At 69.2% G+C, this 21,076-nt stretch carries 22 protein-coding genes; 11 read left to right on the forward strand and 11 right to left on the reverse strand.

All coding sequences use genetic code 11. The annotated features are described in order from the left end of the window. The 3 genes from arsB to R1Z03_RS12245 all read left to right on the forward strand — a co-directional run bounded on the left by arsB (position 1) and on the right by R1Z03_RS12245 (position 2,936). Complete coding sequence (gene arsB / locus R1Z03_RS12235) at positions 1-1,032, forward strand: ACR3 family arsenite efflux transporter (RefSeq protein ID WP_317360082.1); 1,032 nt, start codon at positions 1-3, stop codon at positions 1,030-1,032. Continuing rightward, the gene (gene arsH / locus R1Z03_RS12240; protein WP_317360084.1) at positions 1,022-1,735 is read left to right on the forward strand and encodes an arsenical resistance protein ArsH; all 714 of its coding nucleotides are present in this window, start codon (positions 1,022-1,024) and stop codon (positions 1,733-1,735) included. Before arsB ends, arsH begins: the two co-directional genes overlap by 11 nt. A gap of 250 nt (positions 1,736-1,985) precedes the next feature. Continuing rightward, positions 1,986-2,936 carry an EamA family transporter gene (locus R1Z03_RS12245; protein WP_317360088.1) on the forward strand — a complete coding sequence of 317 codons (951 nt, stop codon included), beginning with the start codon at positions 1,986-1,988 and terminating at the stop codon, positions 2,934-2,936. 36 nt (positions 2,937-2,972) lie between these two features. Here R1Z03_RS12245 and R1Z03_RS12250 read toward each other — a convergent pair whose 3' ends face one another. The 4 genes from R1Z03_RS12250 to pyrF form a co-directional block, all read right to left on the reverse strand. Further along, entirely contained in the window at positions 2,973-3,938 is a 966-nt protein-coding gene (locus tag R1Z03_RS12250) for a succinylglutamate desuccinylase/aspartoacylase family protein (protein WP_317360090.1), read from the reverse strand. 5 nt (positions 3,939-3,943) lie between these two features. Then, the gene (locus tag R1Z03_RS12255) at positions 3,944-4,921 is read right to left on the reverse strand and encodes a tripartite tricarboxylate transporter substrate-binding protein (protein WP_317360093.1); all 978 of its coding nucleotides are present in this window, start codon (positions 4,919-4,921) and stop codon (positions 3,944-3,946) included. 131 nt (positions 4,922-5,052) lie between these two features. Next, the gene (locus R1Z03_RS12260; protein ID WP_272550340.1) at positions 5,053-5,946 is read right to left on the reverse strand and encodes a LysR family transcriptional regulator; all 894 of its coding nucleotides are present in this window, start codon (positions 5,944-5,946) and stop codon (positions 5,053-5,055) included. Between the two features lie 43 nt (positions 5,947-5,989). Further along, on the reverse strand, positions 5,990-6,814 hold the full coding sequence (gene pyrF, locus R1Z03_RS12265) for an orotidine-5'-phosphate decarboxylase (RefSeq protein WP_317360097.1): 825 nt from the start codon (positions 6,812-6,814) through the stop codon (positions 5,990-5,992). Between the two features lie 76 nt (positions 6,815-6,890). On the opposite strand from pyrF, the gene R1Z03_RS12270 reads away from it, so the two are divergent. Further along, complete coding sequence (locus R1Z03_RS12270) at positions 6,891-7,790, forward strand: EamA family transporter (protein WP_317360100.1); 900 nt, start codon at positions 6,891-6,893, stop codon at positions 7,788-7,790. A gap of 85 nt (positions 7,791-7,875) precedes the next feature. Here R1Z03_RS12270 and R1Z03_RS12275 read toward each other — a convergent pair whose 3' ends face one another. The 6 genes from R1Z03_RS12275 to def form a co-directional block, all read right to left on the reverse strand. Then, positions 7,876-9,069, reverse strand: a complete 1,194-nt coding sequence (locus R1Z03_RS12275; protein WP_317360102.1) for a phosphoglycerate kinase — start codon at positions 9,067-9,069, stop codon at positions 7,876-7,878. Positions 9,070-9,170: 101 nt separating this feature from the next. Further along, on the reverse strand, positions 9,171-9,506 hold the full coding sequence (locus tag R1Z03_RS12280; protein WP_284406531.1) for an AzlD domain-containing protein: 336 nt from the start codon (positions 9,504-9,506) through the stop codon (positions 9,171-9,173). Then, on the reverse strand, positions 9,503-10,324 hold the full coding sequence (locus tag R1Z03_RS12285) for an AzlC family ABC transporter permease (RefSeq protein WP_317360105.1): 822 nt from the start codon (positions 10,322-10,324) through the stop codon (positions 9,503-9,505). The genes R1Z03_RS12280 and R1Z03_RS12285 overlap by 4 nt, the downstream gene beginning before the upstream one ends. Further along, positions 10,321-11,388 carry a methionyl-tRNA formyltransferase gene (locus tag R1Z03_RS12290; protein WP_317360108.1) on the reverse strand — a complete coding sequence of 356 codons (1,068 nt, stop codon included), beginning with the start codon at positions 11,386-11,388 and terminating at the stop codon, positions 10,321-10,323. The genes R1Z03_RS12285 and R1Z03_RS12290 overlap by 4 nt, the downstream gene beginning before the upstream one ends. Positions 11,389-11,404: 16 nt before the next feature. Next, positions 11,405-11,920: a hypothetical protein gene (locus R1Z03_RS12295; RefSeq protein WP_317360110.1), complete on the reverse strand. Its 516-nt coding sequence runs from the start codon at positions 11,918-11,920 to the stop codon at positions 11,405-11,407. Beyond that, positions 11,917-12,426 (reverse strand): peptide deformylase, encoded by a 510-nt coding sequence (def, locus tag R1Z03_RS12300; protein ID WP_284406528.1) that lies wholly within the window; start codon positions 12,424-12,426, stop codon positions 11,917-11,919. The genes R1Z03_RS12295 and def overlap by 4 nt, the downstream gene beginning before the upstream one ends. A 201-nt stretch (positions 12,427-12,627) precedes the next feature. On the opposite strand from def, the gene R1Z03_RS12305 reads away from it, so the two are divergent. Both R1Z03_RS12305 and dprA read left to right on the forward strand, forming a co-directional pair. After that, complete coding sequence (locus R1Z03_RS12305) at positions 12,628-13,836, forward strand: LysM peptidoglycan-binding domain-containing protein (protein WP_272566511.1); 1,209 nt, start codon at positions 12,628-12,630, stop codon at positions 13,834-13,836. A 69-nt stretch (positions 13,837-13,905) separates the two neighbouring features. Then, on the forward strand, positions 13,906-15,105 hold the full coding sequence (gene dprA / locus R1Z03_RS12310) for a DNA-processing protein DprA (RefSeq protein WP_317360359.1): 1,200 nt from the start codon (positions 13,906-13,908) through the stop codon (positions 15,103-15,105). A gap of 55 nt (positions 15,106-15,160) precedes the next feature. Here dprA and argC read toward each other — a convergent pair whose 3' ends face one another. Continuing rightward, positions 15,161-16,093, reverse strand: coding sequence for an N-acetyl-gamma-glutamyl-phosphate reductase (gene argC, locus R1Z03_RS12315; RefSeq protein ID WP_284430613.1), 933 nt, complete (start codon positions 16,091-16,093; stop codon positions 15,161-15,163). A gap of 170 nt (positions 16,094-16,263) precedes the next feature. Between argC and sucC the strand changes: the two genes are divergently transcribed. From sucC to R1Z03_RS12340, 5 genes are all read left to right on the forward strand, one after another. Beyond that, the gene (gene sucC / locus R1Z03_RS12320; protein WP_272566514.1) at positions 16,264-17,424 is read left to right on the forward strand and encodes an ADP-forming succinate--CoA ligase subunit beta; all 1,161 of its coding nucleotides are present in this window, start codon (positions 16,264-16,266) and stop codon (positions 17,422-17,424) included. A 15-nt stretch (positions 17,425-17,439) separates the two neighbouring features. Then, positions 17,440-18,336, forward strand: coding sequence for a succinate--CoA ligase subunit alpha (gene sucD, locus R1Z03_RS12325; protein WP_092742583.1), 897 nt, complete (start codon positions 17,440-17,442; stop codon positions 18,334-18,336). A 127-nt stretch (positions 18,337-18,463) separates the two neighbouring features. Then, the gene (locus R1Z03_RS12330; RefSeq protein WP_284400617.1) at positions 18,464-19,156 is read left to right on the forward strand and encodes a TerC family protein; all 693 of its coding nucleotides are present in this window, start codon (positions 18,464-18,466) and stop codon (positions 19,154-19,156) included. 192 nt (positions 19,157-19,348) lie between these two features. After that, complete coding sequence (locus tag R1Z03_RS12335) at positions 19,349-20,155, forward strand: Stp1/IreP family PP2C-type Ser/Thr phosphatase (RefSeq protein ID WP_284430615.1); 807 nt, start codon at positions 19,349-19,351, stop codon at positions 20,153-20,155. A gap of 53 nt (positions 20,156-20,208) precedes the next feature. Next, positions 20,209-20,871, forward strand: a complete 663-nt coding sequence (locus R1Z03_RS12340) for an FHA domain-containing protein (RefSeq protein WP_284400623.1) — start codon at positions 20,209-20,211, stop codon at positions 20,869-20,871. Positions 20,872-21,076: the final 205 nt, after the last annotated feature.

Genomic DNA, 21,076 nt, shown 5'->3' on the forward strand with positions numbered 1-21,076 from the left:
ATGCAGAAATCCGGCATGGGCGCGTTCGAGCGCTACCTCACGGTCTGGGTGGCCCTGTGCATCGTGGCGGGCATCGGCCTGGGCCAGGCCTTTCCCGGTGCGGCCCGCACCCTGGGCGGCTGGGAAGTCGCCCGGGTGAACCTGCCGGTCGGGCTGCTGATCTGGGTGATGGTCGTTCCGATGCTGCTCAAGGTGGACTTCGCGGCCCTGGGCGAGGTGCGCCGCCACCTGCGCGGCATGGGCATCACCCTGTTCGTGAACTGGCTGGTCAAGCCGTTTTCCATGGCCTTCCTGGGGTGGCTGTTCATTCGACAGTGGTTTGCGCCCCACCTGCCGGCGGACCAGATCGACAGCTACATCGCGGGGCTGATCCTGCTGGCCGCGGCGCCCTGCACGGCCATGGTGTTCGTGTGGAGCCGCCTGGCCGGCGGCGATCCGCTGTTCACGCTGTCGCAGGTCGCGCTGAACGACAGCATCATGGTCGTGGTCTTCGCGCCGCTGGTCGCCTTCCTGCTGGGCCTGTCGGCCATCGCCGTGCCGTGGGACACCTTGCTGGCCTCGGTGGTCCTGTACATCATCATTCCGGTGGCGCTGGCCCAGTGGGGGCGCCGGGCCTTGCTGGCGCGCGGGCCGGCCGTGTTCGAGGCGGCGCTGCAGCGCATCGGGCCGTGGTCCATCGCGGCCCTGCTGCTCACGCTGGTGCTGCTGTTCGCCTTCCAGGGCGAGGCGATCCTGGCGCAGCCGCTCGTGATCGCGCTGCTGGCCGTGCCGATCCTGATCCAGGTGCTGTTCAACTCGGCGCTGGCCTACGGGCTCAACCGGGCGGCCGGCGAAACGCACGCCATCGCCGGCCCGTCGGCCCTGATCGGCGCGTCCAACTTCTTCGAGCTGGCCGTGGCCACTGCCATCGGCCTGTTCGGCTTTCACTCGGGGGCGGCGCTCGCCACCGTGGTGGGGGTGCTCATCGAGGTGCCGGTGATGCTGCTGGTGGTTCGGGCCGTGAACGCGTCCAGAGGGTGGTATGAATCCTGATCTTCCGAACGTCGACGCCGCGCTGCTGCACCCGGTCGATCCGGAGCGGCTGTTCCCCGCGCAGCGCGCCACCCATGCCCCGCGCATCCTGCTGCTGTACGGCTCGGTGCGCGAGCGGTCCTACAGCCGGCTGCTGACCGAAGAGGCGGCGCGGCTGCTGCGGGCCCTGGGCGCCGAGGCGCGCATCTTCGATCCGCGCGGCCTGCCGATGCCGGACGCGGCGCCCGACGATCACCCCAAGGTGGCCGAGCTGCGCACGCTCGCCCAATGGGCCGAAGGCATGGTCTGGACGTCCCCCGAGCGCCATGGCGCGATGACCGGCATCCTCAAGATGCAGATCGACTGGATTCCGCTGTCGGTCGGCGCGGTGCGCCCCACCCAAGGCAAGACGCTGGCGGTGATGGAGGTCTCGGGCGGCTCGCAGTCGTTCAACGCGGTCAACCAGATGCGGGTGCTGGGCCGCTGGATGCGCATGGTCACCATCCCCAACCAGTCCTCCGTGGCGAAGGCGTTCCTCGAATTCGACGAGGCCGGCCGCATGAAGCCGTCGAGCTACTACGAACGCGTGGTGGATGTGATGGAAGAGCTGGTGAAGTTCACCCTGCTCACGCGCGGCGGCGCGGCCTACCTGGTGGACCGCTACAGCGAGCGCCGGGAAAGCGCGCAGGCCCTGTCTCAGCGCGTGAACCAGCGCAGCCTCTGAGCGGCCAGCGGGAGCGAGTGCCGCAGGCGGTGCCGCGCAGGCCACGCTGTCCCGTGCGGCCACACGCCAGTCGGGGCCGTGCGGAATAATCGACCGCTTCGCCCCCTCCCCCCTCCCCCGCCCCCTTTTTCTGCGCCGGCCTGCCGGCGAACCGCCGCATGCCCAGCCCCGCGTTTTTCTCCACCTTCGCCGCACCGCGGCGCCCTGGGCGGCACCGCCCCACCCGCCAGCCGGGCCGCAGGGGGGCCGCATGAGCGCGGTGGCTCGGGCGCCGGTCGGCGATGCCATGGCCACGCGCGACGTGCTGGCCGCGATGGCCGTGGTGGTCATCTGGGGGATCAATTTCGTGGCGATGAAGTGGGGTCTGCGCTACTTCACGCCGTTCCAGCTCGGGGCCGTGCGCTACCTGTTCGCCGCGCTGCCGCTGGTGTTCTTCCTCAAGCCGCCGCGCATGCACTGGCGCTGGGTGCTGCTGTTCGGGCTGTTCCAGGGCGTGGGGCAGTTCGGCTTCGGCTTTTTCGCCCTGAAGCTGGGGATGACGGCAGCGCTGGCCAGCGTGCTCATGCAGACGCAGGTGTTCTTCACCGCGCTGTTCGCGTTCGGCATCCTGCGCGAGCGGCCCGGGCGGCCGCTGGTGGTGGGCATGGCGATCGCGGCGGTGGGCCTCGGATGCTTCGCCATGAACTTCATCGGGCCGGGGGCCACCGGCACGGGCGTGGGCGGGGCGACGATGGTGGGCATCTGCCTCACGCTGTGCGCGGCCGCCTCCTGGGCGGTGTCCAACATCGTCTCGCGCATGGTGCAGCGGGCATCGCCGGGCTACAAGCCGCTGTCGTTCGTGGTGTGGAGCAGCCTGGTGCCGGTGCTGCCGTTCGCGGCGCTGTCGGCCCTGACCGATGCGGACGCAGGGCGCTGGCTGCACTGGGACGCCTGGGCCGCGCTGCCGCCGGTGGCCTGGGGCGCGGTCGCCTACCTGGGCTGGGTGGCCACCATCGTCGGCTACGGCCTGTGGACGGGGCTGCTCACCCGCTACCCGGCCAACCGCGTGGCGCCCTTCAGCCTGGGCGTGCCCGTGGTGGGGCTGGCCGCCGGGCTGCTGGTGCTGGGCGAGGTCGTCACCGCCTGGCAGTGGGCCGGCGTGGCCTGCGTGGTGCTGGCGCTGGGGTGCGTGGTGCTCGGGCCGCGCTGGGCGCGGCGCTGACCGGGCCTGGTGCCGGGTCAGCGCCGGTTCAGCGCGCTACAGCGGCCGGCGGCGGGCGTAGCGCACCACCGTCACCCCCGCCCGCGCCTGGCGCGTGGAGGGCATGACGAGCACGCAGTCGTCGTACGGCGTGGTGACGGGTTCGCCGTCGTTGTCGCCGATCACCGTGCCGGCCTTGGGGATCACCTCCAGGCCGGTGAACGGCTGCGTGAAGCGGAAGGCGCTGCTCTTGGCGACCACCGGGCCGGTCACCTCCAGCACCCACTGGCGCGGCGCATCGGGCTGGCGCCAGCCGGGCAGCAGCGCGGCCAGCGCCTCGGGGTGGAGCACCTGCGCCGCCGCCAGGAAGCGCACGCACTGGTCGTAGGCCACGGTGCGGCTGGACAGCGCGCCATGGAAGCCGCATTCCACCAGCAGCGAGTGGCGGTCGCCCGCCTGCGCGTCGGGCAGTCCGAAGTGCCCGTAGTCGCGCATGCGCACACCGTCCTGGTGGCCCGCATCGGCCACGATGTGCTCGGGCGCGCCCATGCGGCGGGCCAGCTCCAAGTTGCGCGGGTGCAGGCCGGTCAGCAGGAGCGGCGCCCCCGGCTCGTGCATCGAATGCAGGTCGAGCAGCCAGTCGGCGCGCGCCACGAAGGGCCGCAGCGCGGCGGCGCGGCGGCGCTCGCGCGTGTCGCCCGCCTCCATGCGCTCGTCGGTCCACTGGCGGTTCATGTCCTGGTCGGTGAAGCGCGAGGCGTCGTGGTCGGCCGGATCGAAGCGGTCGAAGGCCTCCAGGTTGCAGAACGCCAGCGTGAGCGCGCCCTGCTGCGGGCGCAGCCCCGCCGCCAGCAGGCCCTGCAGCGCCCAGGCGCCGCACAGCTCGTTGCCGTGCACCAGGGCGCTGATGAGGACATGGCGGCCGGGCAGGCCGGAATCGAAGTGCCACACGCCTTCGGTGCCGGTGTTGCCGGCGCGCCAGGGCGTGAGGTCGGGGGCGGTGAGTGCGAAGGTCCGGGGCATCAAGGTCACTCCTCGATCTTGGCGAATTCGACGATCTTCTGGTATTTGGCCACTTCCGAGGCGATGAACTGGTCGGCGTTCAGGCTGGTGGAGGCCACGATCGAGCCGGAGGCTTCCATTTTCTTGCGGAAGTCGGGCGACTGCAGCGCCTCGTTCAGCGCCTTCTTGAGCTTGTCGTGCACGGGCTTGGGCAGCTTGGCCGGGCCCATCAGGGCGAACCACACGCCGATGTCCACGTTCTTGTACTGCGGCAGCTCGGCCAGCGCGGGAATGTCGGGCGTGATGGCCGAGCGCTTGGCCTCGGTCGTGCCCAGCGCGACGACCTTGCCGCTCTTGATGTGGGGCAGGCCGCTGGAGAGCACGAACACGCCGAACTCCAGGTTGTTGCCCAGCAGGTCGTTGGTGAGCGGGGCCACGCCGCGGTAGGGGATGTGCGTCATGAACAGCTTGCCCTGCTCCTTGACCATCTCGCCCGCCAGGTGCAGCGAGGTGCCCACGCCCGAGCTGCCGTAGCTGTACTTGCCGGGGTTCCTGGACACGCGCTGCGTGAATTCGGCCGCGTTCTTCACGCCCGAGCCGGTGGATGCCACCAGCACCAGCGGCTGCGAGGCGATCACGCCGATGGCGGTGAAGTCCTTCACGTCGTACTTGACCTTCTTGGTCACCAGCTTGTTGATGGCGATCTCGTTGCTCGCGCCCACGAGCAGCGTGTAGCCGTCCGGCGCGGCGCTGGCCACCTTCTGCGCGCCGATGGCGCCGCCGGCGCCGCCCACGTTCTCGATCACGACCGGTACGCCCAGGCGCGCGCCCAGTTCCTGCGCCACCGTGCGCCCGGTGAGGTCGGTGCTGCCGCCGGGCGGGTAGCCGACGACGATGGTGATGGGCTTGCTCGGGTAGCTGTCCTGCGCGGCGGCGGGGCCGGCGGCCAGCAGGGCGAGGCCGCACAGCAAAAGCGTGCGGCGGAAGGCGGGGTGGGCATGCATCGGAGTCTCCTGGTGGGGTGTGGGCCGATTGTGCGAAGGCAGGCAGGGCGCGGGGGTGCCGAGTCGGCACGCCATGGTGCTGTTTCGGCACGCGGGCGCCAAGGGGGCGAACCCGATGACGGCGCGGGCCGTCACCGCGTGGCGATGGCGTGCCAGATCGCCTCGGCCTGCGTGCTCAGCCGGCGCTTGGGCCGGTACAGCCGCACGTCGAACTTCGCCTCCATGCTGCGGTCGCCCGCCTTGGCCAGCCGGCCGGCCTTGCAATCGGCATGCACCATGGACCACGGCAGCCAGGCCACGCCCAGGCCCTTGTGCACGTATTCGTATTGCGCATCGGCCGAGTCGCACTCCACCGTGCGCTGCAGGCGCTGCGTGACCGGGTGGTGCGCCAGCTGGTCCTCCACCAGCCGGCCCAGCGCCAGCGTGCGCGCGTAGGCCAGGTAGGGAATGGGGCCCGCGCCCGCCAGCGGGTGCAGCGCCGCGCCCTGCGCCGTGGCGCGCGACACCGGCACCAGCCGGTCCGAGGCCAGCGTGATGTGCGAGAACTGGCGCGCATCCAGCCGGATGGCCAGCGCCGGGTGGTGGTAGGCGATGGAAAAATCCGCCTCGCCGCGCTCCAGCAGGGCCACGGTGTCGGCCAGCGCGCGGGTCAGGATGCACAGCTCGCAGTCCTTCATCACCGGGCGCAGCCGCACCAGCAGGTCGGCCACCACGGTGCGGGCCAGCGTGCGGCCCGTGGTGAGCGTCACGGTGCGCGCCTGGCGCCCGGCCACCGCGCGCAGTTCCTCGTGCGACTGCGCGAGGTTGCGCGCCATCTGCTCGGCCGTGTCCAGAAAGACCTGGCCCGCCGCCGTCAGCCGCACGGGGCCGCTGCCGGGCTCGACCAGCGGCGTGCCGGCCCAGGCCTCCAGCGCGCGGATGCGGCGCCCGAAGGCTGGGTGCGTCACGTGGCGCAGCTCGGCCGCGCGCGTGTAGCTGCGCTCCTGCGCCAGCACGATGAAGTCTTCCAGCCACTTGAGCTGCATGGCCGCCGGTGGTTGAGCGAAGGGGCTGCGGGGCGCGCGGCGCTCAGGCGCGGGCGGCGTTCAACGTGTCCCGCGTGGCCAGGGCCACGGCGCGCGCGGCTGTGGCGAAGCCCTCGCCCTCGGCCGCGTACAGGATCGCGCGGGACGAGTTCACGAGGATCGGGCCGCCCTCGCGCCGCCCGGCACGCACCGTGGCCGCCGCATCGCCGCCCTGCGCGCCCACGCCGGGAATCAAGAGCGGCAACGTGGGCGCCAGGGCGCGCACGCGCTCGATCTCGGCGGGGTAGGTGGCGCCCACCACCAGGCCCAGCTGGCCGTTGGTGTTCCACGGGCCCTGGGCGAGGCGCGCGACGTGCTCGTACAGCAGCGGCTGCCCGTCCACGCTGGCCAGACGCTGGCTTTGCAGGTCGTCGCCGCCCGGGTTGGAGGTGCGGCACAGCAGGAAGGCGCCCTTGCCGTGGTAGGCCAGGTAGGGCTCGATGGAATCGAAGCCCATGAAGGGCGAGAGCGTCACCGCATCGGCGCCGTAGCGCTCGAAGGCCTCGCGGGCGTATTGCCCGGCGGTGGAGCCGATGTCGCCGCGCTTGGCGTCCAGCACCACCGGCACGTGCGGCGCGGTGGCGCGCATGTGGGCCATCAGGCGTTCGAGCTGGTCTTCGGCGCGGTGCGCGGCGAAATAGGCGATCTGCGGCTTGAAGGCGCAGGCCAGGTCGGCGGTGGCATCGACGATGGCGGCGCAGAAGTCGTAGATCTTGCGGGCGTCGCCGCGCATCGCTGCGGGAAACCGGTCCGGTTCGGGGTCCAGGCCCACGCACAGCATGGAGTCGTTCTGCGCGGCCGCGCCCTGCAGCATGTCGATGAAGGTCATGGGGCGCGATTTTAGGGGGCGGGGCCGCCGGTGGCGCCGCGAGCGCCGCCGTGCCCGTCCCGGCACAATGCCGCGCATGCCTGCCCTGTCCCCCCGCCAGCTCGTCGCCCTGATCCTCGTCACCCTCATCTGGGGCTTCAACTGGCCGGTCATGAAGCTCGGCGTGGCGGGCTTTCCGCCGCTGGCCTTCCGCGCGATCTCGCTGTGGCTCGGCCTGCCGGTGCTGGCCCTGGCGCTGGTGCTGCTCAAGGCCCCGTTCGCCGTGCCGCGCAGGTACTGGCTGCCGCTGGCGGGCCTGGGGCTCGTCAACATGGTGCTGTGGCACGCCTTCAGCATCACGGCCATTCCGTCGCTCTCCAGCGGGCGCGCGGCCATCCTGGGCTACACCATGCCGATCTTCTCGGCCGTGCTGGGCGCGCTGTGCTTCGGCCACCGCCTGGCGCCGCGCGCCTGGGCGGGCGTGGCGGCGGCGGCCGGGGGCGTGCTGCTGCTGCTGTGGCACGAACTCAGCCAGCTCGGCGGCCGGCCCGTCGGCGTGGGGCTGATGCTCACCGCCGCCGCCTGCTGGGCGCTGGGCACGCAACTGCTGCGGCGCAGCACCCTGCCGCTGCCAGTGCTGACCCTGTCGTTCTGGATGACGGTGCAGAGCACCGTGGTGCTGAGCCTGCTGGCGCTGCTGCTGGAGCACGACCGCTGGCACGCCCCGTCCGCCGTGGGCTGGGGCGCCATCGCCTTCAACGCGGTGCTGGTGCTCGGCTTCGCGCAGCCGGCGTGGTTCTTCCTGGTGCGCGGCCTGCCGCCCGTGGCGTCCACCTTGAGCGTGATGATGATCCCGGTGCTGGGCGTGTTCAGCGGCGCGGTCTGGCTGGGCGAGCGCCTGCACTGGCAGGATTGGGCGGCCGTGGCGCTGATGGTGCTGGCGATCGCCTCGGTGCTGTGGCCGCAGCGCCCCGCGGCCACAGCGGGTGCGGCATGAAAAGTGCCTCCAGCACAATCATCACTAGGGCATATTGCTATTAATTCAATAGCAAAAGAGTGGCGGGCGTGAACCCGCCGCCGGCTCAGCCCTGGGCGCGCTTTTGCAGGATCTCGAAGGCCGGCAGCGTCTTGCCCTCCAGCACTTCCAGGAAGGCGCCGCCGCCGGTGGAGATGTAGCCCACGTCCTTCTCGATGCCGTACTTGGCGATCGCCGCCAGCGTGTCGCCGCCGCCCGCGATGCTGAACGCGCTCGATTCGGCGATCGCCTGGGCGATGGCCCGGGTGCCGTTCTCGAACGCGGCGAACTCGAACACGCCCACGGGCCCGTTCCACACGATGGTGCCGGCCTGCTTGAGTTGCGCGGCCAGCTTCTTCGCGGTCTCGGGGCCGATGTCCAGGATCAGGTCGTCGTCGGCCACGTCGGCGGCCGCCTTCACCGTGGCGGGCGCATCGGCCGAGAAGGTCTTGGCCACCACCACGTCGGTGGGGATCGGCACCTCGGCGCCGCGCGCCTTCATGGCGTCGATCACGGCGCGGGCCTGGTCCAGCAGGTCGGGCTCGGCCAGGCTCTTGCCGATCGGAAGGCCGGTGGCCAGCATGAAGGTGTTGGCGATGCCGCCGCCCACGATGAGCTGGTCCACCTTGTCGGCCAGGCTCTTCAAGATGGTGAGCTTGGTCGAGACCTTGCTGCCCGCCACGATGGCCGCCAGCGGCCGCGCGGGGTGCGCCAGGGCCTTGGTGATGGCGTCGATCTCGGCCGACAGCAGCGGGCCGGCGCAGGCGGTCTTGGCGTATTCGGCGATGCCATAGGTCGTGCCCTCGGCGCGGTGCGCGGTGCCGAAGGCGTCGTTCACGTAGATGTCGCAGAGCGCGGCCATCTTCCTGGCCAGCGCGGGGTCGTTCTTCTTCTCGCCGGGGTTCACGCGGCAGTTCTCCAGCAGCACGACCTGGCCGGGCTGCACGGCCACGCCGTCCACCCAGTCGGCCACCAGCGGAACCTCGCGGCCCAGCAGTTCGCCCAGGCGCTTCGCAATGGGGGCGAGCGAGTCGGCGGGCTGCAGCGTGCCCTCGGTCGGGCGGCCCAGGTGGCTCGTCACCATGACGGCGGCGCCGGCGTCCAGCGCCATCTGGATGCAGGGCACCGAGGCGCGGATGCGCGTGTCCTCGGTGATGTGGCCGGCGTCGTCCTGCGGCACGTTCAGGTCGGCGCGGATGAACACGCGCTGGCCACGGGCCTGGCCTTGGGCGCAGAGGTCGGAAAAGCGAAGGATGTGCATGGATCGATGGGGCCGGCGGGCGGCGCGGGGAGGGTGGAAAACTGCGCCGCATTGTAGGTGCGGCCCCGTGCCCGGCCGTGTCGGCCGGCGCCGCCCGTGGGCTACCAGCCCAGGCCGATGTGCAGCGGCAGGTACACCACCATGCCCACGACGATGGTGCCCAGGATCCCGCGGCGCCAGAAGTAGTAGCCGGCGGCGCACAGCACGGACGGCAGGCGCGCGTCCTGCAGCGTGCCGATCAGCTCGCCCTGCGCCATGAAGATCTCCGGCGCGATCACCGAGGCCAGCGCGGCCAGCGGCGCGTACTTGAGGCCGCGCTTGAGCCAGTCGGGCAGGGGCAGTTCGCGCTCGGGAATCATGAAGAACGCGCGCGACACCACCGTGATCGCGGCCAGGCCCAGGATGGCGATGGTGGGTTCGACCCAGGACCAGTTCATGGGTGGCGCTCCTCGCGCAGCGGCACCACGTCGCCGTCCTGCACGTGCTTTTTCTCCTCGGGCGGCAGCGCGCTCTCGGCCGGCACCAGCAGCACCTCGGGCTTTCGCAGGTGGCGGTCTACCGTCTCGATGATGAGGCCCACGGCCACGGCCGCCGCGATCGCCACCAGGATGTTCAGCTTGAGCGGCAGCGCGAACGCCGCGATGGCCGCCGTCATGGCCACGCCCGTGGCCAGCCAGGTGGCGCGGTCGAACAGCATGGACAGCATCACGCCCAGCAGCGCCAGGACGCCCGCGAAGCCCAGGCCCCACGACAGCGGCACCACGTTGGCCAGCAAAATGCCCGTGATCGACGGCACCTGCCAGGACAGCCAGTTGATCGACGCGGCGCCCCAGAAGTACGGCACCTGCTCGGGCTGCGGCGTGGGCTGGGGGTAGCGCTTCATGAACGCGACGAAGATCACGTCGCCGCTGAAATACCCCACCGCCAGGCGCCGGCGCAGCGGCAGGTGCGCGAAGTAGCTGCGCCATAGGCTGCTGAAGATGACGAAGCGCAGGTTCACGCACGAGGCCGTGAGCCACACCACCCACAGCGGCGCGCCGACGGCCATCAGCGGGATCACCGTGAGCTGCGCGCTGCCCGCGTACACCGCGAGCGACATGAAGATCGCCATCGGCACCGACATGCCGCTCTTGACCATGGCCACGCCGGTCACCAGCCCCCAGGCGCCCACGCCCACGCTGGTGCCGAACATGTCCAGCACGCCCTGGCGGTAGGCGGGATCCCGGACGAGCGCGCCCAGTCCCCGGGCGCTCATTCCCGCGCCCCGGCCGGCGCGCCGCCCCCCAGCACCATGCCGGGCGCGAGCGCGAAGCCGCGCAGGAAGTCGGCCACCGGCAGGCGCTTGCCGCCCGCGCGCTGCAGCGTGGTCAGGCGCAGCGCGCCGTGGCCGCAGGCCACCGTCACGCCGGCATCGTTCACGGACAGAATCTGCCCGCAAGGCATGGAATCCGCCGGCATCGTGCTATCGATTTCGTAGCTCCACACCTTGATTGACTCGCCGTCCAGCGTGGTCGATGCGCCGGGAAACGGGTCGAAGGCGCGGATGCGCCGGCCGATCGCCTCGGCGGGCAGGGCCCAGTCGATGGCGCTCTCGGCCTTCTCGATCTTGTGCGCATAGGTCACGCCCTCGGCGGGCTGGGGCGTGGCGGCCAGGCCGCCGCGGGCGGCGCGCTGCAGCGCCTCGACGACCATGCGGCCGCCCAGGTCGGCCAGCCGGTCGTGCAGCGTGGCCGTGGTGTCGCGCGGGCCGATGGCGGTCTTTTCGATGAGCAGCATGTCGCCCGTGTCCAGGCCGGCATCCATCTGCATGATGGTCACGCCCGTTTCGGCATCGCCCGCTTCGATCGCGCGGTGGATGGGCGCGGCGCCGCGCCAGCGCGGCAGCAGGCTGGCGTGGATGTTCAGGCAACCCAGTCCGCGGGCCCCCACGCTCCCCGCTGCGCGGGGTTCGCTGCCCCCCGAGGGGGCCTTCGCGCCTTCGGGCGGCCGGGCGGCGCTCATCCTGTCCAGCACCCACTGCGGCAGGATCAGCCCGTAGGCGGCCACCACCATGGCATCGGCCCCGGCGGCGACCAGCGCATCGCGCGCGGCGGCCGCGTCCTCGGGGTACTTGCCGTCCAGGCGCAGGCTGCGCGGCTGCGCCACGGCGATGCCGTGCTCCAGCGCGCATTGCTTGACGGGCGAGGCCTGCAGCTTCATGCCCCGGCCGGCGGGGCGGTCGGGCTGGGTCAGGACGAGGGGGACGGTGAAGCCGGCGTCCAGCAGGCGCTGGAGGGCGACGCGGGCGAAGTCGGGTGTGCCGGCAAAGACGATCTTCATGAAGGCGGTCGCGGCGTCAGAATCCCAGCAGATCGCGGGGATCGGGCTCGTCCGTGAACATCACCTTCACCACCACGCCGCGCGGGTCGATGTGCACGTGGCCGAAGCGCCGGGTGCCCAGGTCGTCGCGGAAGCGGTAGGTCCAGATGTCGCCGTCGAAGCGCGCTACCTGCTCCACGCGCATCGGCGGGCCGAAGGTGCGGCGCACGTCGTCCACCGTCCAGCCGGCCGGAATGCCGGCCAGGTTGTTGAAGGTGAGCACCTGGTCGGTGCGCACGAGGCGGCCGCCGGCATCGAAGTCCATGTGGTACACCTGCCGGCCCGCGGGCTGGGTGGTGTACAGCAGCCGTTCGCCGCCACCGGGCAACGGCGTGACGGACACCGGCGGGCCCAGGTTCTGCAGCACTTCGGCGCGCGAGGCGCCGGGCTTGACGAAGTCGGGCGACGCGCACGCGGTGAGCACGGCCGCCAAGCCGATGGCGGCCACGCCGCGTGCCACGGAGGAAAAGGAAAGGGAGCGCCAGGCGATCATGATCGTGCCTCACGTTGCTGCTTGAGCATCTTGGTCTTGATGCGGTTGCGTTTGAGGGGCGAGAGGTACTCGACGAACACCTTGCCCAGCAGGTGGTCCATCTCGTGCTGGATGCACACCGCCAGCAGGCCCTCGGCCTCGACCACGCGGGACTGGCCCTGGGCGTCCAGCGCCCGCACGTGGACCGCGGTGGAGCGCGCCACGCCATCGTAGATGCCGGGGACCGACAGGCAGCCTTCCTCGCCCACGGTCTTTTCCTCGCTGGCCCAGATGATCTCGGGATTGATGAAGACCTGGGGCTGGTCGTGGTCCTCGGAGACGTCGATGACCACGATGCGCTCGTGCACGTCCACCTGTGTGGCCGCCAGGCCGATGCCGTTGGCGTCGTACATCGTGGCCGCCATGTCGTCCAGCAGGGCGCGCACGCGGTCGTCCACGGCCTGGACCGGCTTGGCCACCGTGTGCAGGCGGGGATCGGGGTAACAGAGAATAGGAAGAATGGCCATGGCGAACCCGGAAAGATGTCGCTATTTTCGCCACTTTTGATGAGAGCAGCCGCCGGCCGCCGCAATAATCGTTGCCCAATCAAGGGCTTGGGCTGAGAATCCGAGAAGATTTGTAACGTATCAACCGGCGGGTTTTGTAACCGACAAACACGCGCTGGCGCCAGCGAGGGGCGTTTCGCAATGCATGACAAGAGGAACAACATGACGGCATCCACAGGCTTGCGGCCCACGGCGCTGGGAGCGCTGGCTTTTCTGGCCGCAGCCCTGCTGACCGGCCCCGCGCATGCCCAGAACTACCCTGTCACCACCGATCAGCGGGCCACCGCCCAGCAGGTGGCCTCCCGGGGCGTGCCGATGTCGGAACTGGCCGCCAACGCGCCGGACACCTATGTGGTCAAGCGCGGCGACACCCTCTGGGGCATCTCGGGCATGTACCTGCAGCGCGCCTGGCGCTGGCCCGAACTCTGGGGCATGAACCTGCAGGCCATCCCCAATCCGCACCTCATCTTCCCCGGCCAGACGCTGTACCTGGAAAAGGTGGACGGCTATGCCCGCCTGCGCACCAGCCCGTCGGGCCAGGTGCCCAATGACACGGTGCGCGTCTCGCCCCGCACCCGCACCGACAGCCTGGCCGGCACCGCGCTGCCCACCCTGCAGCCCCACCTGATCGAGCCGTTCCTCGTCGAGCCGCTGGTGGTGGACGAGCTCACGCTGCAGCAGGCCCCGCGCATCGTCGCCACCGTCGATGAACGCGTGCTCATGGCCAGCGGCGACCGGGCCTACGTGCGCGGCGCCACCGGCAATCCGCTGCGCCTGGGGCCCGGCGTGCCGCGCCAGTACCGCGTGTTCCGCAATGCCATCCCCATGAAGGACCCCGAGTCCGGCGAGATCCTGGGCTACGAAGCCCAGTACGTCGGCAAGGCCGAACTGGTGCGCGGCGAGACCACCGAGGAAACGCGCGATCCCAAGGGCGAAGTCACGCTCGACGTGGTGCCCGCCACCGTGGACCTGAGCAGCGCCAAGGAAGAAATGCGCGCCGGCGACCGCCTGCTGCCTGCCCCCGCGCGCGGCTACGCCAGCTACACGCCGCGCGCGCCGCAGGCCCCGGTGGATGCGCGCGTCGTGTCGCTGTACGGCAGCTCGGCCGTGGCCTATGCCGCGCAGAACCAGGTGATCGCCATCAACCGCGGCACCCGCGACGGGATCGAGGCCGGCCATGTCCTCACGCTGCTCACCAAGGGCGAGCGCATCAAGGACAAGACCGACGAGAACAAGGCCATGATCAAGCTGCCGAGCGAGGCCAACGGCGTGGGCATGGTGTTCCGCACGTTCGATCGCGTCTCCTACGTGCTGCTGCTGCAGGTGCAGCAGGGCGTGCGGGTCGGCGACCGCCTCGTCAATCCGCAGTAAGCCCTGCGGCCCTCTCCAGGGGCGCCTTGGCGGGCGCCCCGTGGCCTCGGGATGCCTGCTTTGACCTCCATGGATCGGGACGAATTGGCCGCCTGGCTGCGGCTGGCGCTCACACCCGGCGTCGGCAATGGGGCCGCGCGCCGGCTGCTGGCCGCGTTCGGGCTGCCGCAGAACCTGTTCACCGCATCGCCAGCGGCGCTGCAGGCCTGTGCCACGCCCGCCCAGGCGCGGGCCCTGGGCACCGTGCCGCCCACGCTCGAGGCGCTGGTCGAGACCACGTGGCAGTGGCTGAACGGTGCGGCGCCGGGCCAGCCCGCCCGCCAGATCGTCACGCTGGGCGATCCGGCCTATCCGCCGGGCCTGCTGGCCACCGAAGACCCGCCCCTCATGCTCTACCTCATGGGGGCACCCCGGTTCCTGGCGCAGAGGACACCCTGGACGACCGAGCGTTGCATCGCCATCGTGGGCAGCCGCAATCCCACGGCGCAGGGCGCCGACCATGCACGGCAGTTCGCGCGGGCGCTGCGCAGCGCCCGCCTGTGCATCGTCTCCGGCCTGGCGCTGGGCGTGGATGCCGCGGCGCACGAAGGCGCGCTGGATGGCGGGGTGGACGGTGCCGACGACCTGCCCGCGACCCTCGCCGTGGTGGGCACCGGGCTGGACCGCGTCTACCCGCGCAAGAACCTGGACCTCGCCCACCGCATCGCGCAAAACGGCGTGCTGGTGAGCGAATACCCGCTGGGCACGCCGCCGCTGGCGGGCAATTTCCCCAAGCGCAACCGCATCATCGCCGGGCTGTCGCAAGGCACGCTGGTGGTGGAGGCGGCGCTGGCCTCGGGCTCGCTGATCACCGCCCGGCTGGCCGCCGAGCAGGGGCGGGAGGTGTTCGCCATTCCCGGCTCCATCCACGCGCCGCAGTCCCGGGGCTGCCATGCGCTGATCCGGCAGGGGGCCAAACTGGTCGAGTCCGCGCAGGACGTGCTGGAAGAGTTGCGCTTGGTGCCCTCCGAGGCACCGAGGACCGCGCCCGCATCGCTGGCGCCCTTGCCGCGCAGCAATGGCGATGGCGACAGCAGCGAGGGGTTGCCGGCGGGAGAGCACGCGCCACTGCTGCAGGCGCTGGGGTTCGACCCGACCGGCCTCGATGCGCTGGTGGCGCGCACCGGCATGGATGCCGCGTCGCTGCAGGTCGCGTTGCTCGAACTGGAACTGGACGGGCAGGTGGCCCGCCTGCCCGGCGGGCTCTTTCAGCGCATGGGGCGCGCCTGAGGCCGGGCGCACGGCATTGCGGTGGCGGCGCCTCCGCCCATCACGCCACGGCCCATCACAGGCCCAGCATCAGCTTCAGGTTCTGCACCGCCGCGCCGCTGGCGCCCTTGCCGAGATTGTCCAGGCGGGCCACCAGCACCGCGTGGCGGTAGTTTTCATTGGCGAACACGCGCAGTTCGAGCTGGTTGGTGTCGTTGAGCGCCAGGGCGTCGAGCTTGCCGTCGTCCGTCGGCGGCAGCACCTTGACCCACTGGTCCGGCGTGTTGCTCTTGGCGTAGTGCGCGACCAGGGCGTCGTGCAGGTCGGCCGCCTTGGGCGCGCCGGGCAGCAGGTCCAGGTGCAGCGGCAGCTGCACCAGCATGCCCTGCTGGAAGTTGCCCACGGCCGGCACGAAGATCGGCCGGCGGGTCAGGCCGGTGTACTTCATGATCTCGGGCAGGTGCTTGTGCGACAGGCCCAGGGCATACAACTCGAAGGCCGGGGCGGCGTTTTGCTCGTAGGCCTCGATCATCGTGCGGCCGCCGCCCGAGTAACCGCTCACCGAAGGCAGGGCCAGCGGGAAATCGACCGGCACCAGGCCGGCCTCCACCAGCGGGCGCAGCAGCGCGATCGCCCCGGTGGCATAGCAACCGGGGTTGGCCACCCGCGTGGCCGATGCCACGGCATCGCTCTGGCCCGCGGCCAGTTCGGGAAAGCCGAACACCCAGCCCGCCACCGTGCGGTGCGCCGTGCTGGCGTCGATCACCTTGATGCGGCGGCCACTGGCCTTTTCGATCTCGTCCACCATGGCCACGGTCTCGCGGGCGGCATCGTCGTGCAGGCACAGGATCACCAGGTCCACGCCGGCGATCAGTTCGCGCTTGGCGGCCGGGTCCTTGCGCCGCTCGGGCGCGATGCTGACCACCTGCACCTGCGGCATCGCCTGCAGGCGCTCGCGGATCTGCAGGCCCGTGGTGCCGGCTTCGCCGTCGATGAAGACTTTGGACATGGAATGCTCCTGCAAAAGATGGCCGTGGCGGCCCGCCGTGGTACGTGACATCCGCAAGGGGATGGTGCATCGCAGCATGATACAGTCGCCGGTTGCCATGTCACCCGCCCGCGGCCAGACATCTGCTCATGGCAAACGGGTTACCAACATCCTTCCCTGAGAGAGACCTCATGAAGATTCACGAATACCAAGGCAAGGAAATCTTGCGCAATTTTGGTGTGCCCGTTCCGCGCGGCATCCCTGCTTTCACGGTGCAGGAAGCCGTGGAGGCTGCCCAGAAGCTCGGCGGCCCCGTGTGGGTGGTCAAGGCCCAGATCCACGCCGGTGGCCGTGGCAAGGGCGGCGGCGTGAAGGTCGCCAAGACCATCGACGATGTCAAGCGCATCTCGGGCGAAATCCTGGGCATGCAGCTCAAGACGCACCAGACCGGCCCCGAAGGCCAGAAGGTCCGCCGCCTGTACATCGAAGACGGCGCCGACATCAAGAACGAACTGTATGTCTCGCTGGTGACCGACCGCGGCACGCAGAAGGTGGCCTTGATCGCTTCCAGCGAAGGCGGCATGGACATCGAGGAAGTGGCGCACTCCACGCCCGAGAAGATCATCACCGAGATGATCGATCCCCTGACCGGCATCACCGCCGAGCAGAGCAAGAAGGTGGCTGCAGCCATCGGCCTGACCGGCGCGTCCATCGACCAGGCCGTGGACATCTTCGCCAAGATCTACAAGTGCTACATGGAGACGGACGCTTCGCTGGTGGAAATCAACCCGCTGAACTGCGACTCCAAGGGCAACCTGATGGCGCTGGACGCCAAGTTCAACTTCGACGCCAACGCGCTGTTCCGCCATCCTGAAATCGTGGCCTACCGCGACCTGGACGAAGAAGATCCGGCCGAAGTGGAAGCCTCCAAGTTCGACCTGGCCTACATCAGCCTGGACGGCAACATCGGCTGCCTGGTGAACGGCGCCGGCCTGGCCATGGCCACCATGGACACCATCAAGCTGTTCGGCGGCGAGCCGGCCAACTTCCTGGACGTGGGCGGCGGTGCCACCCCCGAGAAGGTCACCGAAGCCTTCAAGATCATGCTGAAGAACCCCAAGGTCGAAGGCATCCTGGTCAACATCTTCGGCGGCATCATGAAGTGCGACACCATCGCCACCGGCGTCATCACCGCCTGCAAGGCAGTGAACCTGAACGTGCCGCTGGTCGTGCGCATGAAGGGCACCAACGAAGAGCTGGGCAAGAAGATGCTGGCCGAATCCGGCCTGCCCATCATCGCCGCAGACACCATGGCCGAAGCTGCGACCAAGATCGTTGCTGCCGTCAAGTAAGCCCGGAGAACACACATGTCGATCTACATCAACAAAGACACCAAGGTCATCACCCAGGGCATCACGGGCAAGACCGGCCAGTTCCACACCGAAAAGTGCCAGGAATACGCGAACGGCAAGAACGCCTTCGTGGCGGGCGTGAACCCGAAGAAGGCCGGCGAGTCGATCTTCAACATTCCGATCTACGCCTCCGTCAAGGAAGCCGCATCGCAGACCGGCGCCACCGTGTCGGTGATCTACGTGCCGCCCGCAGGCGCCGCCGCTGCCATCTGGGAAGCCGTGGAAGCCGATCTGGACTTGGCCATCTGCATCACCGAAGGCATTCCGGTGCGCGACATGCTCGAAGTGCGCAACAAGATGAAGGCCAAGGAAGCCGCCGGCGGCAAGAAGACGCTGCTGCTGGGCCCCAACTGCCCCGGCCTGATCACGCCTGACGAAATCAAGATCGGCATCATGCCCGGCCACATCCATCGCAAGGGCCGCATCGGCGTGGTGAGCCGTTCCGGCACGCTGACGTACGAAGCCGTGGCCATGCTGACGGAAGTGGGCCTGGGCCAGTCGAGCGCCGTGGGCATTGGTGGCGACCCCATCAACGGCCTCAAGCACATCGACGTGATGAAGGCCTTCAACGACGATCCCGACACCGATGCCGTCATCATGATCGGCGAAATCGGTGGCCCGGACGAAGCGGAAGCCGCCCAATGGTGCAAGGCCAACATGAAGAAGCCGATCGTGGGCTTCATCGCCGGCGTGACCGCGCCTCCCGGCAAGCGCATGGGCCACGCGGGCGCGCTGATCTCCGGCGGTGCCGACACGGCCGATGCCAAGCTCGCCATCATGGAAGAGTCGGGCTTCATCATCACCCGCAATCCTTCCGAGCTCGGCAAGCTGCTCAAGGCGCAGCTGAAGTAATCCGTAAGCAAAACTACGGACGAAAGGGGTTTGCAGCCCCGATAAACTGCGCTCTCCCATAAAAGAAGAGGCGCCCGAAACCCTGGTTTCGGGCGCCTCTTTCATTCATAACACGGAGATACCTCGCATGGAATTCCTGCACACGGCCGACTTCTGGATCGGCCTCGTCAAGATCGTCTGGATCAACATCATCCTGTCCGGCGACAACGCCGTGGTCATCGCACTGGCCGCGCGCTCGCTCCCCCCGCATCAGCAGAAGAAAGCCATTTTCTGGGGCTCCGGCGCCGCCGTGGTGCTGCGCATCGTGCTGACCGTGGTGGCCGCCAAGCTGCTGGAGCTGTCTTTCCTGCAGATCATCGGCGGCTGCCTGCTGCTGTGGATCGGCCTGCAGCTGATGACCGACAGCGACGAAGACGGCGAAGGCTCCCAGTCCGGCGGCGGGCTCATGGCGGCCGTCCGTACCATCCTGATCGCCGATCTGGTGATGAGCCTGGACAACGTGATCGCCGTGGCCGCCGCGGCCCACGGCAACATGGTCCTGTTGATCCTCGGCCTGGCCATCAGCATTCCGCTCGTCATTTTTGGCAGCACGCTCATGATCAAGCTCATGGAGCGCTTTCCCATCATCGTTCTGTTCGGAGCCGGCCTGATCGGCTGGGTGGGGGGCGAGACCATCGCCAGCGATGCATCGCTGCACGATGTTGTCCTGGCCCATCCTTCCTTGCACTATGTGGCGGCCGCTTTGGGCGCCCTGTTCGTGGTGGGCGCCGGAAAATTCCTGCAGGCGCGGGCGCAGCAAAACTCGGCGGCGGCCGGTTGATGCGGTTGTACCTCCGGTAGCCCGATGAAAACTTGGGGTCGGCCGACCCCGAGGCCCTCTCGGCGGCGGGTCCGTCGTCTATGATGCGGAACGCGACGCAACAGGGCACGACATGGGGGATTTTCAAAAAACTGCAACAGGGACTGCGCACACCGCTGGCGCAGCTTTGCTTCTCCCTGCGCCGGGTGAAGCATGACCTTGGGAATCAAGCTGAACTATCAGTTTTGCGCCCGCACCGACCAAGGCCGGGTGCGCTCGAACAATGAAGACGCCGTGATCGCGGACGCCAGCGCGCAGCTGGCGGTGCTCGCCGATGGCATGGGCGGGTACAACGCGGGCGAAATCGCAAGCGGCATGGCCACCAGCCTCATTCACGACGAAATGACCCAGTGGCTGGCGCAAGCCGGCCCCCGTGCCGCGTCGACGGAAGTGCGCCGAGCGCTGGAAGACTGCGTGGAGCGGGCCAACCACGCCATCTTCGATGCGTCGCTCTCCCATCCGCAGTATTCGGGCATGGGCACCACGGTGGTGGTCGGCGTTTTTCTGGGCGATCGCCTGATCCTCGGGCACATCGGCGATTCACGGTGCTATTGCCTGCGCGGCGGTGTGCTCAGGCAGATCACGCGCGACCACTCCTGGCTGCAGGAACAGGTGGATGCCGGCATCCTCACGCCGCAAGAAGCGGCGATATCAGGGCAGCGCAACCTGGTCACCCGGGCCCTTGGCGTGGAAAGTGCTGTACTGGTCGAAATCAATGAGTTTCCCGTGGAGCCGCAGGATCTGTTCGTGATGTGCTCGGATGGCTTGACCGACATGGTGGACGACGATCAGATTCAAGCGCTGGCCCTGGTACAGGAACCCCTGGAGGACAAAGCCGCCCATCTGATCGAAGCCGCCAATGCCCGGGGCGGCCGCGACAACATCAGCGTGCTGCTGGTGCAGGCGGGATCCATTGAGAGGAAGCGCGGCTTGATGTCGCGATTTTTGCGTGCCGATTGAAGTTGAATCAGCCACCTGGCCGACCATCGCAATGAAAGAATGAGGAATTGATCATGCCGAAAATGATCGTGTCGATCGACGGAGTCGTCATCAAGGAAGTCCAATTGACGAAGGAGCGTACGACCCTCGGCCGCCGCCCCTATAACGACATCGTCATCGACAACCTGGCCGTCAGTGGCGAACACGCCGTGCTCCATGTCTCGCCCGACGAGGTGGAGATCGAGGACCTCGGCAGCACCAACGGCACCTACGTGAATGGGCAACCCGTCAAGCGCCAGCCGCTGCGCAACGGGGACACGGTGGAAGTGGGCAAGTACAAGATCCGCTTCCTGCAGGAAAACGAGGGCGAAAACTTCGAAAAGACCATGGTGTTCAAGCCCGGCATGGTGCCGCCACGGCCTTTGACCTCCCGTTCCGCCCCGCTGTCCGCCGCCGGGTCGACGCCCGCTCCGGTCTTGAGCGCGTCCATCCGGGTCTGCTCAGGGGCGGCTGCAGGGCGCGAGGTGGCGCTGGTCAAGGTGGTAACCACCATCGGCAAGCCGGGTGTGGCGGTTGCGTCGATCACCAAGCGGCACCATGGATTTGTGCTGTCGCACGTGGAAGGCGCGCAGCGGCCTCAGTTGAATGGCGCCGTGATGGCGGATGAACCGGTGCTGTTGAAGAGCGGGGACCGCTTGGCGCTGGCAGGGACGGAGATGGAGTTTGTCCAGGGCTGATGGGTTGGTATCAGTCGGCTAGAGATGCAGCGGGATTCGTAACTCACGCATCTGCTTGTGACAGGGGTGGTGGACAAATTTGTCACAAGTGCCAGGGATGGAGCGATTCAGATGGGGTTCCCTGGCCTGTTCCCCTGGGGTTTCTCTGTTTTGACGGATAGGCCGCGTTGGCATGGAACCTGCTGAGTTGATGGCGGACCTGGAG

The sequence above is a fragment of the Acidovorax sp. BLS4 genome, from assembly GCF_032929295.1.
GTDB lineage: Bacteria > Pseudomonadota > Gammaproteobacteria > Burkholderiales > Burkholderiaceae_C > Paracidovorax.

Bases quoted from the DNA above. Each gene is read 5' to 3' on its own strand.
- R1Z03_RS12285 (WP_317360105.1), bottom strand. From the start codon at position 10,324: ATGAGCGCCCGGGGACTGGGCGCGCTCGTCCGGGATCCCGCCTACCGC.
- argC (WP_284430613.1), bottom strand. From the start codon at position 16,093: ATGTCCAAAGTCTTCATCGACGGCGAAGCCGGCACCACGGGCCTGCAG.
- R1Z03_RS12305 (WP_272566511.1), top strand. From the start codon at position 12,628: ATGACGGCATCCACAGGCTTGCGGCCCACGGCGCTGGGAGCGCTGGCT.
- def (WP_284406528.1), bottom strand. From the start codon at position 12,426: ATGGCCATTCTTCCTATTCTCTGTTACCCCGATCCCCGCCTGCACACG.
- R1Z03_RS12330 (WP_284400617.1), top strand. From the start codon at position 18,464: ATGGAATTCCTGCACACGGCCGACTTCTGGATCGGCCTCGTCAAGATC.
- dprA (WP_317360359.1), top strand. From the start codon at position 13,906: ATGGATCGGGACGAATTGGCCGCCTGGCTGCGGCTGGCGCTCACACCC.
- arsH (WP_317360084.1), top strand. From the start codon at position 1,022: ATGAATCCTGATCTTCCGAACGTCGACGCCGCGCTGCTGCACCCGGTC.
- R1Z03_RS12260 (WP_272550340.1), bottom strand. From the start codon at position 5,946: ATGCAGCTCAAGTGGCTGGAAGACTTCATCGTGCTGGCGCAGGAGCGC.
- R1Z03_RS12335 (WP_284430615.1), top strand. From the start codon at position 19,349: ATGACCTTGGGAATCAAGCTGAACTATCAGTTTTGCGCCCGCACCGAC.
- pyrF (WP_317360097.1), bottom strand. From the start codon at position 6,814: ATGACCTTCATCGACATGCTGCAGGGCGCGGCCGCGCAGAACGACTCC.
- arsB (WP_317360082.1), top strand. From the start codon at position 1: ATGCAGAAATCCGGCATGGGCGCGTTCGAGCGCTACCTCACGGTCTGG.
- R1Z03_RS12280 (WP_284406531.1), bottom strand. From the start codon at position 9,506: ATGAACTGGTCCTGGGTCGAACCCACCATCGCCATCCTGGGCCTGGCC.
- R1Z03_RS12295 (WP_317360110.1), bottom strand. From the start codon at position 11,920: ATGATCGCCTGGCGCTCCCTTTCCTTTTCCTCCGTGGCACGCGGCGTG.
- R1Z03_RS12340 (WP_284400623.1), top strand. From the start codon at position 20,209: ATGCCGAAAATGATCGTGTCGATCGACGGAGTCGTCATCAAGGAAGTC.
- sucC (WP_272566514.1), top strand. From the start codon at position 16,264: ATGAAGATTCACGAATACCAAGGCAAGGAAATCTTGCGCAATTTTGGT.
- R1Z03_RS12245 (WP_317360088.1), top strand. From the start codon at position 1,986: ATGAGCGCGGTGGCTCGGGCGCCGGTCGGCGATGCCATGGCCACGCGC.
- R1Z03_RS12270 (WP_317360100.1), top strand. From the start codon at position 6,891: ATGCCTGCCCTGTCCCCCCGCCAGCTCGTCGCCCTGATCCTCGTCACC.
- R1Z03_RS12250 (WP_317360090.1), bottom strand. From the start codon at position 3,938: ATGCCCCGGACCTTCGCACTCACCGCCCCCGACCTCACGCCCTGGCGC.
- R1Z03_RS12255 (WP_317360093.1), bottom strand. From the start codon at position 4,921: ATGCATGCCCACCCCGCCTTCCGCCGCACGCTTTTGCTGTGCGGCCTC.
- R1Z03_RS12290 (WP_317360108.1), bottom strand. From the start codon at position 11,388: ATGAAGATCGTCTTTGCCGGCACACCCGACTTCGCCCGCGTCGCCCTC.
- sucD (WP_092742583.1), top strand. From the start codon at position 17,440: ATGTCGATCTACATCAACAAAGACACCAAGGTCATCACCCAGGGCATC.
- R1Z03_RS12275 (WP_317360102.1), bottom strand. From the start codon at position 9,069: ATGCACATCCTTCGCTTTTCCGACCTCTGCGCCCAAGGCCAGGCCCGT.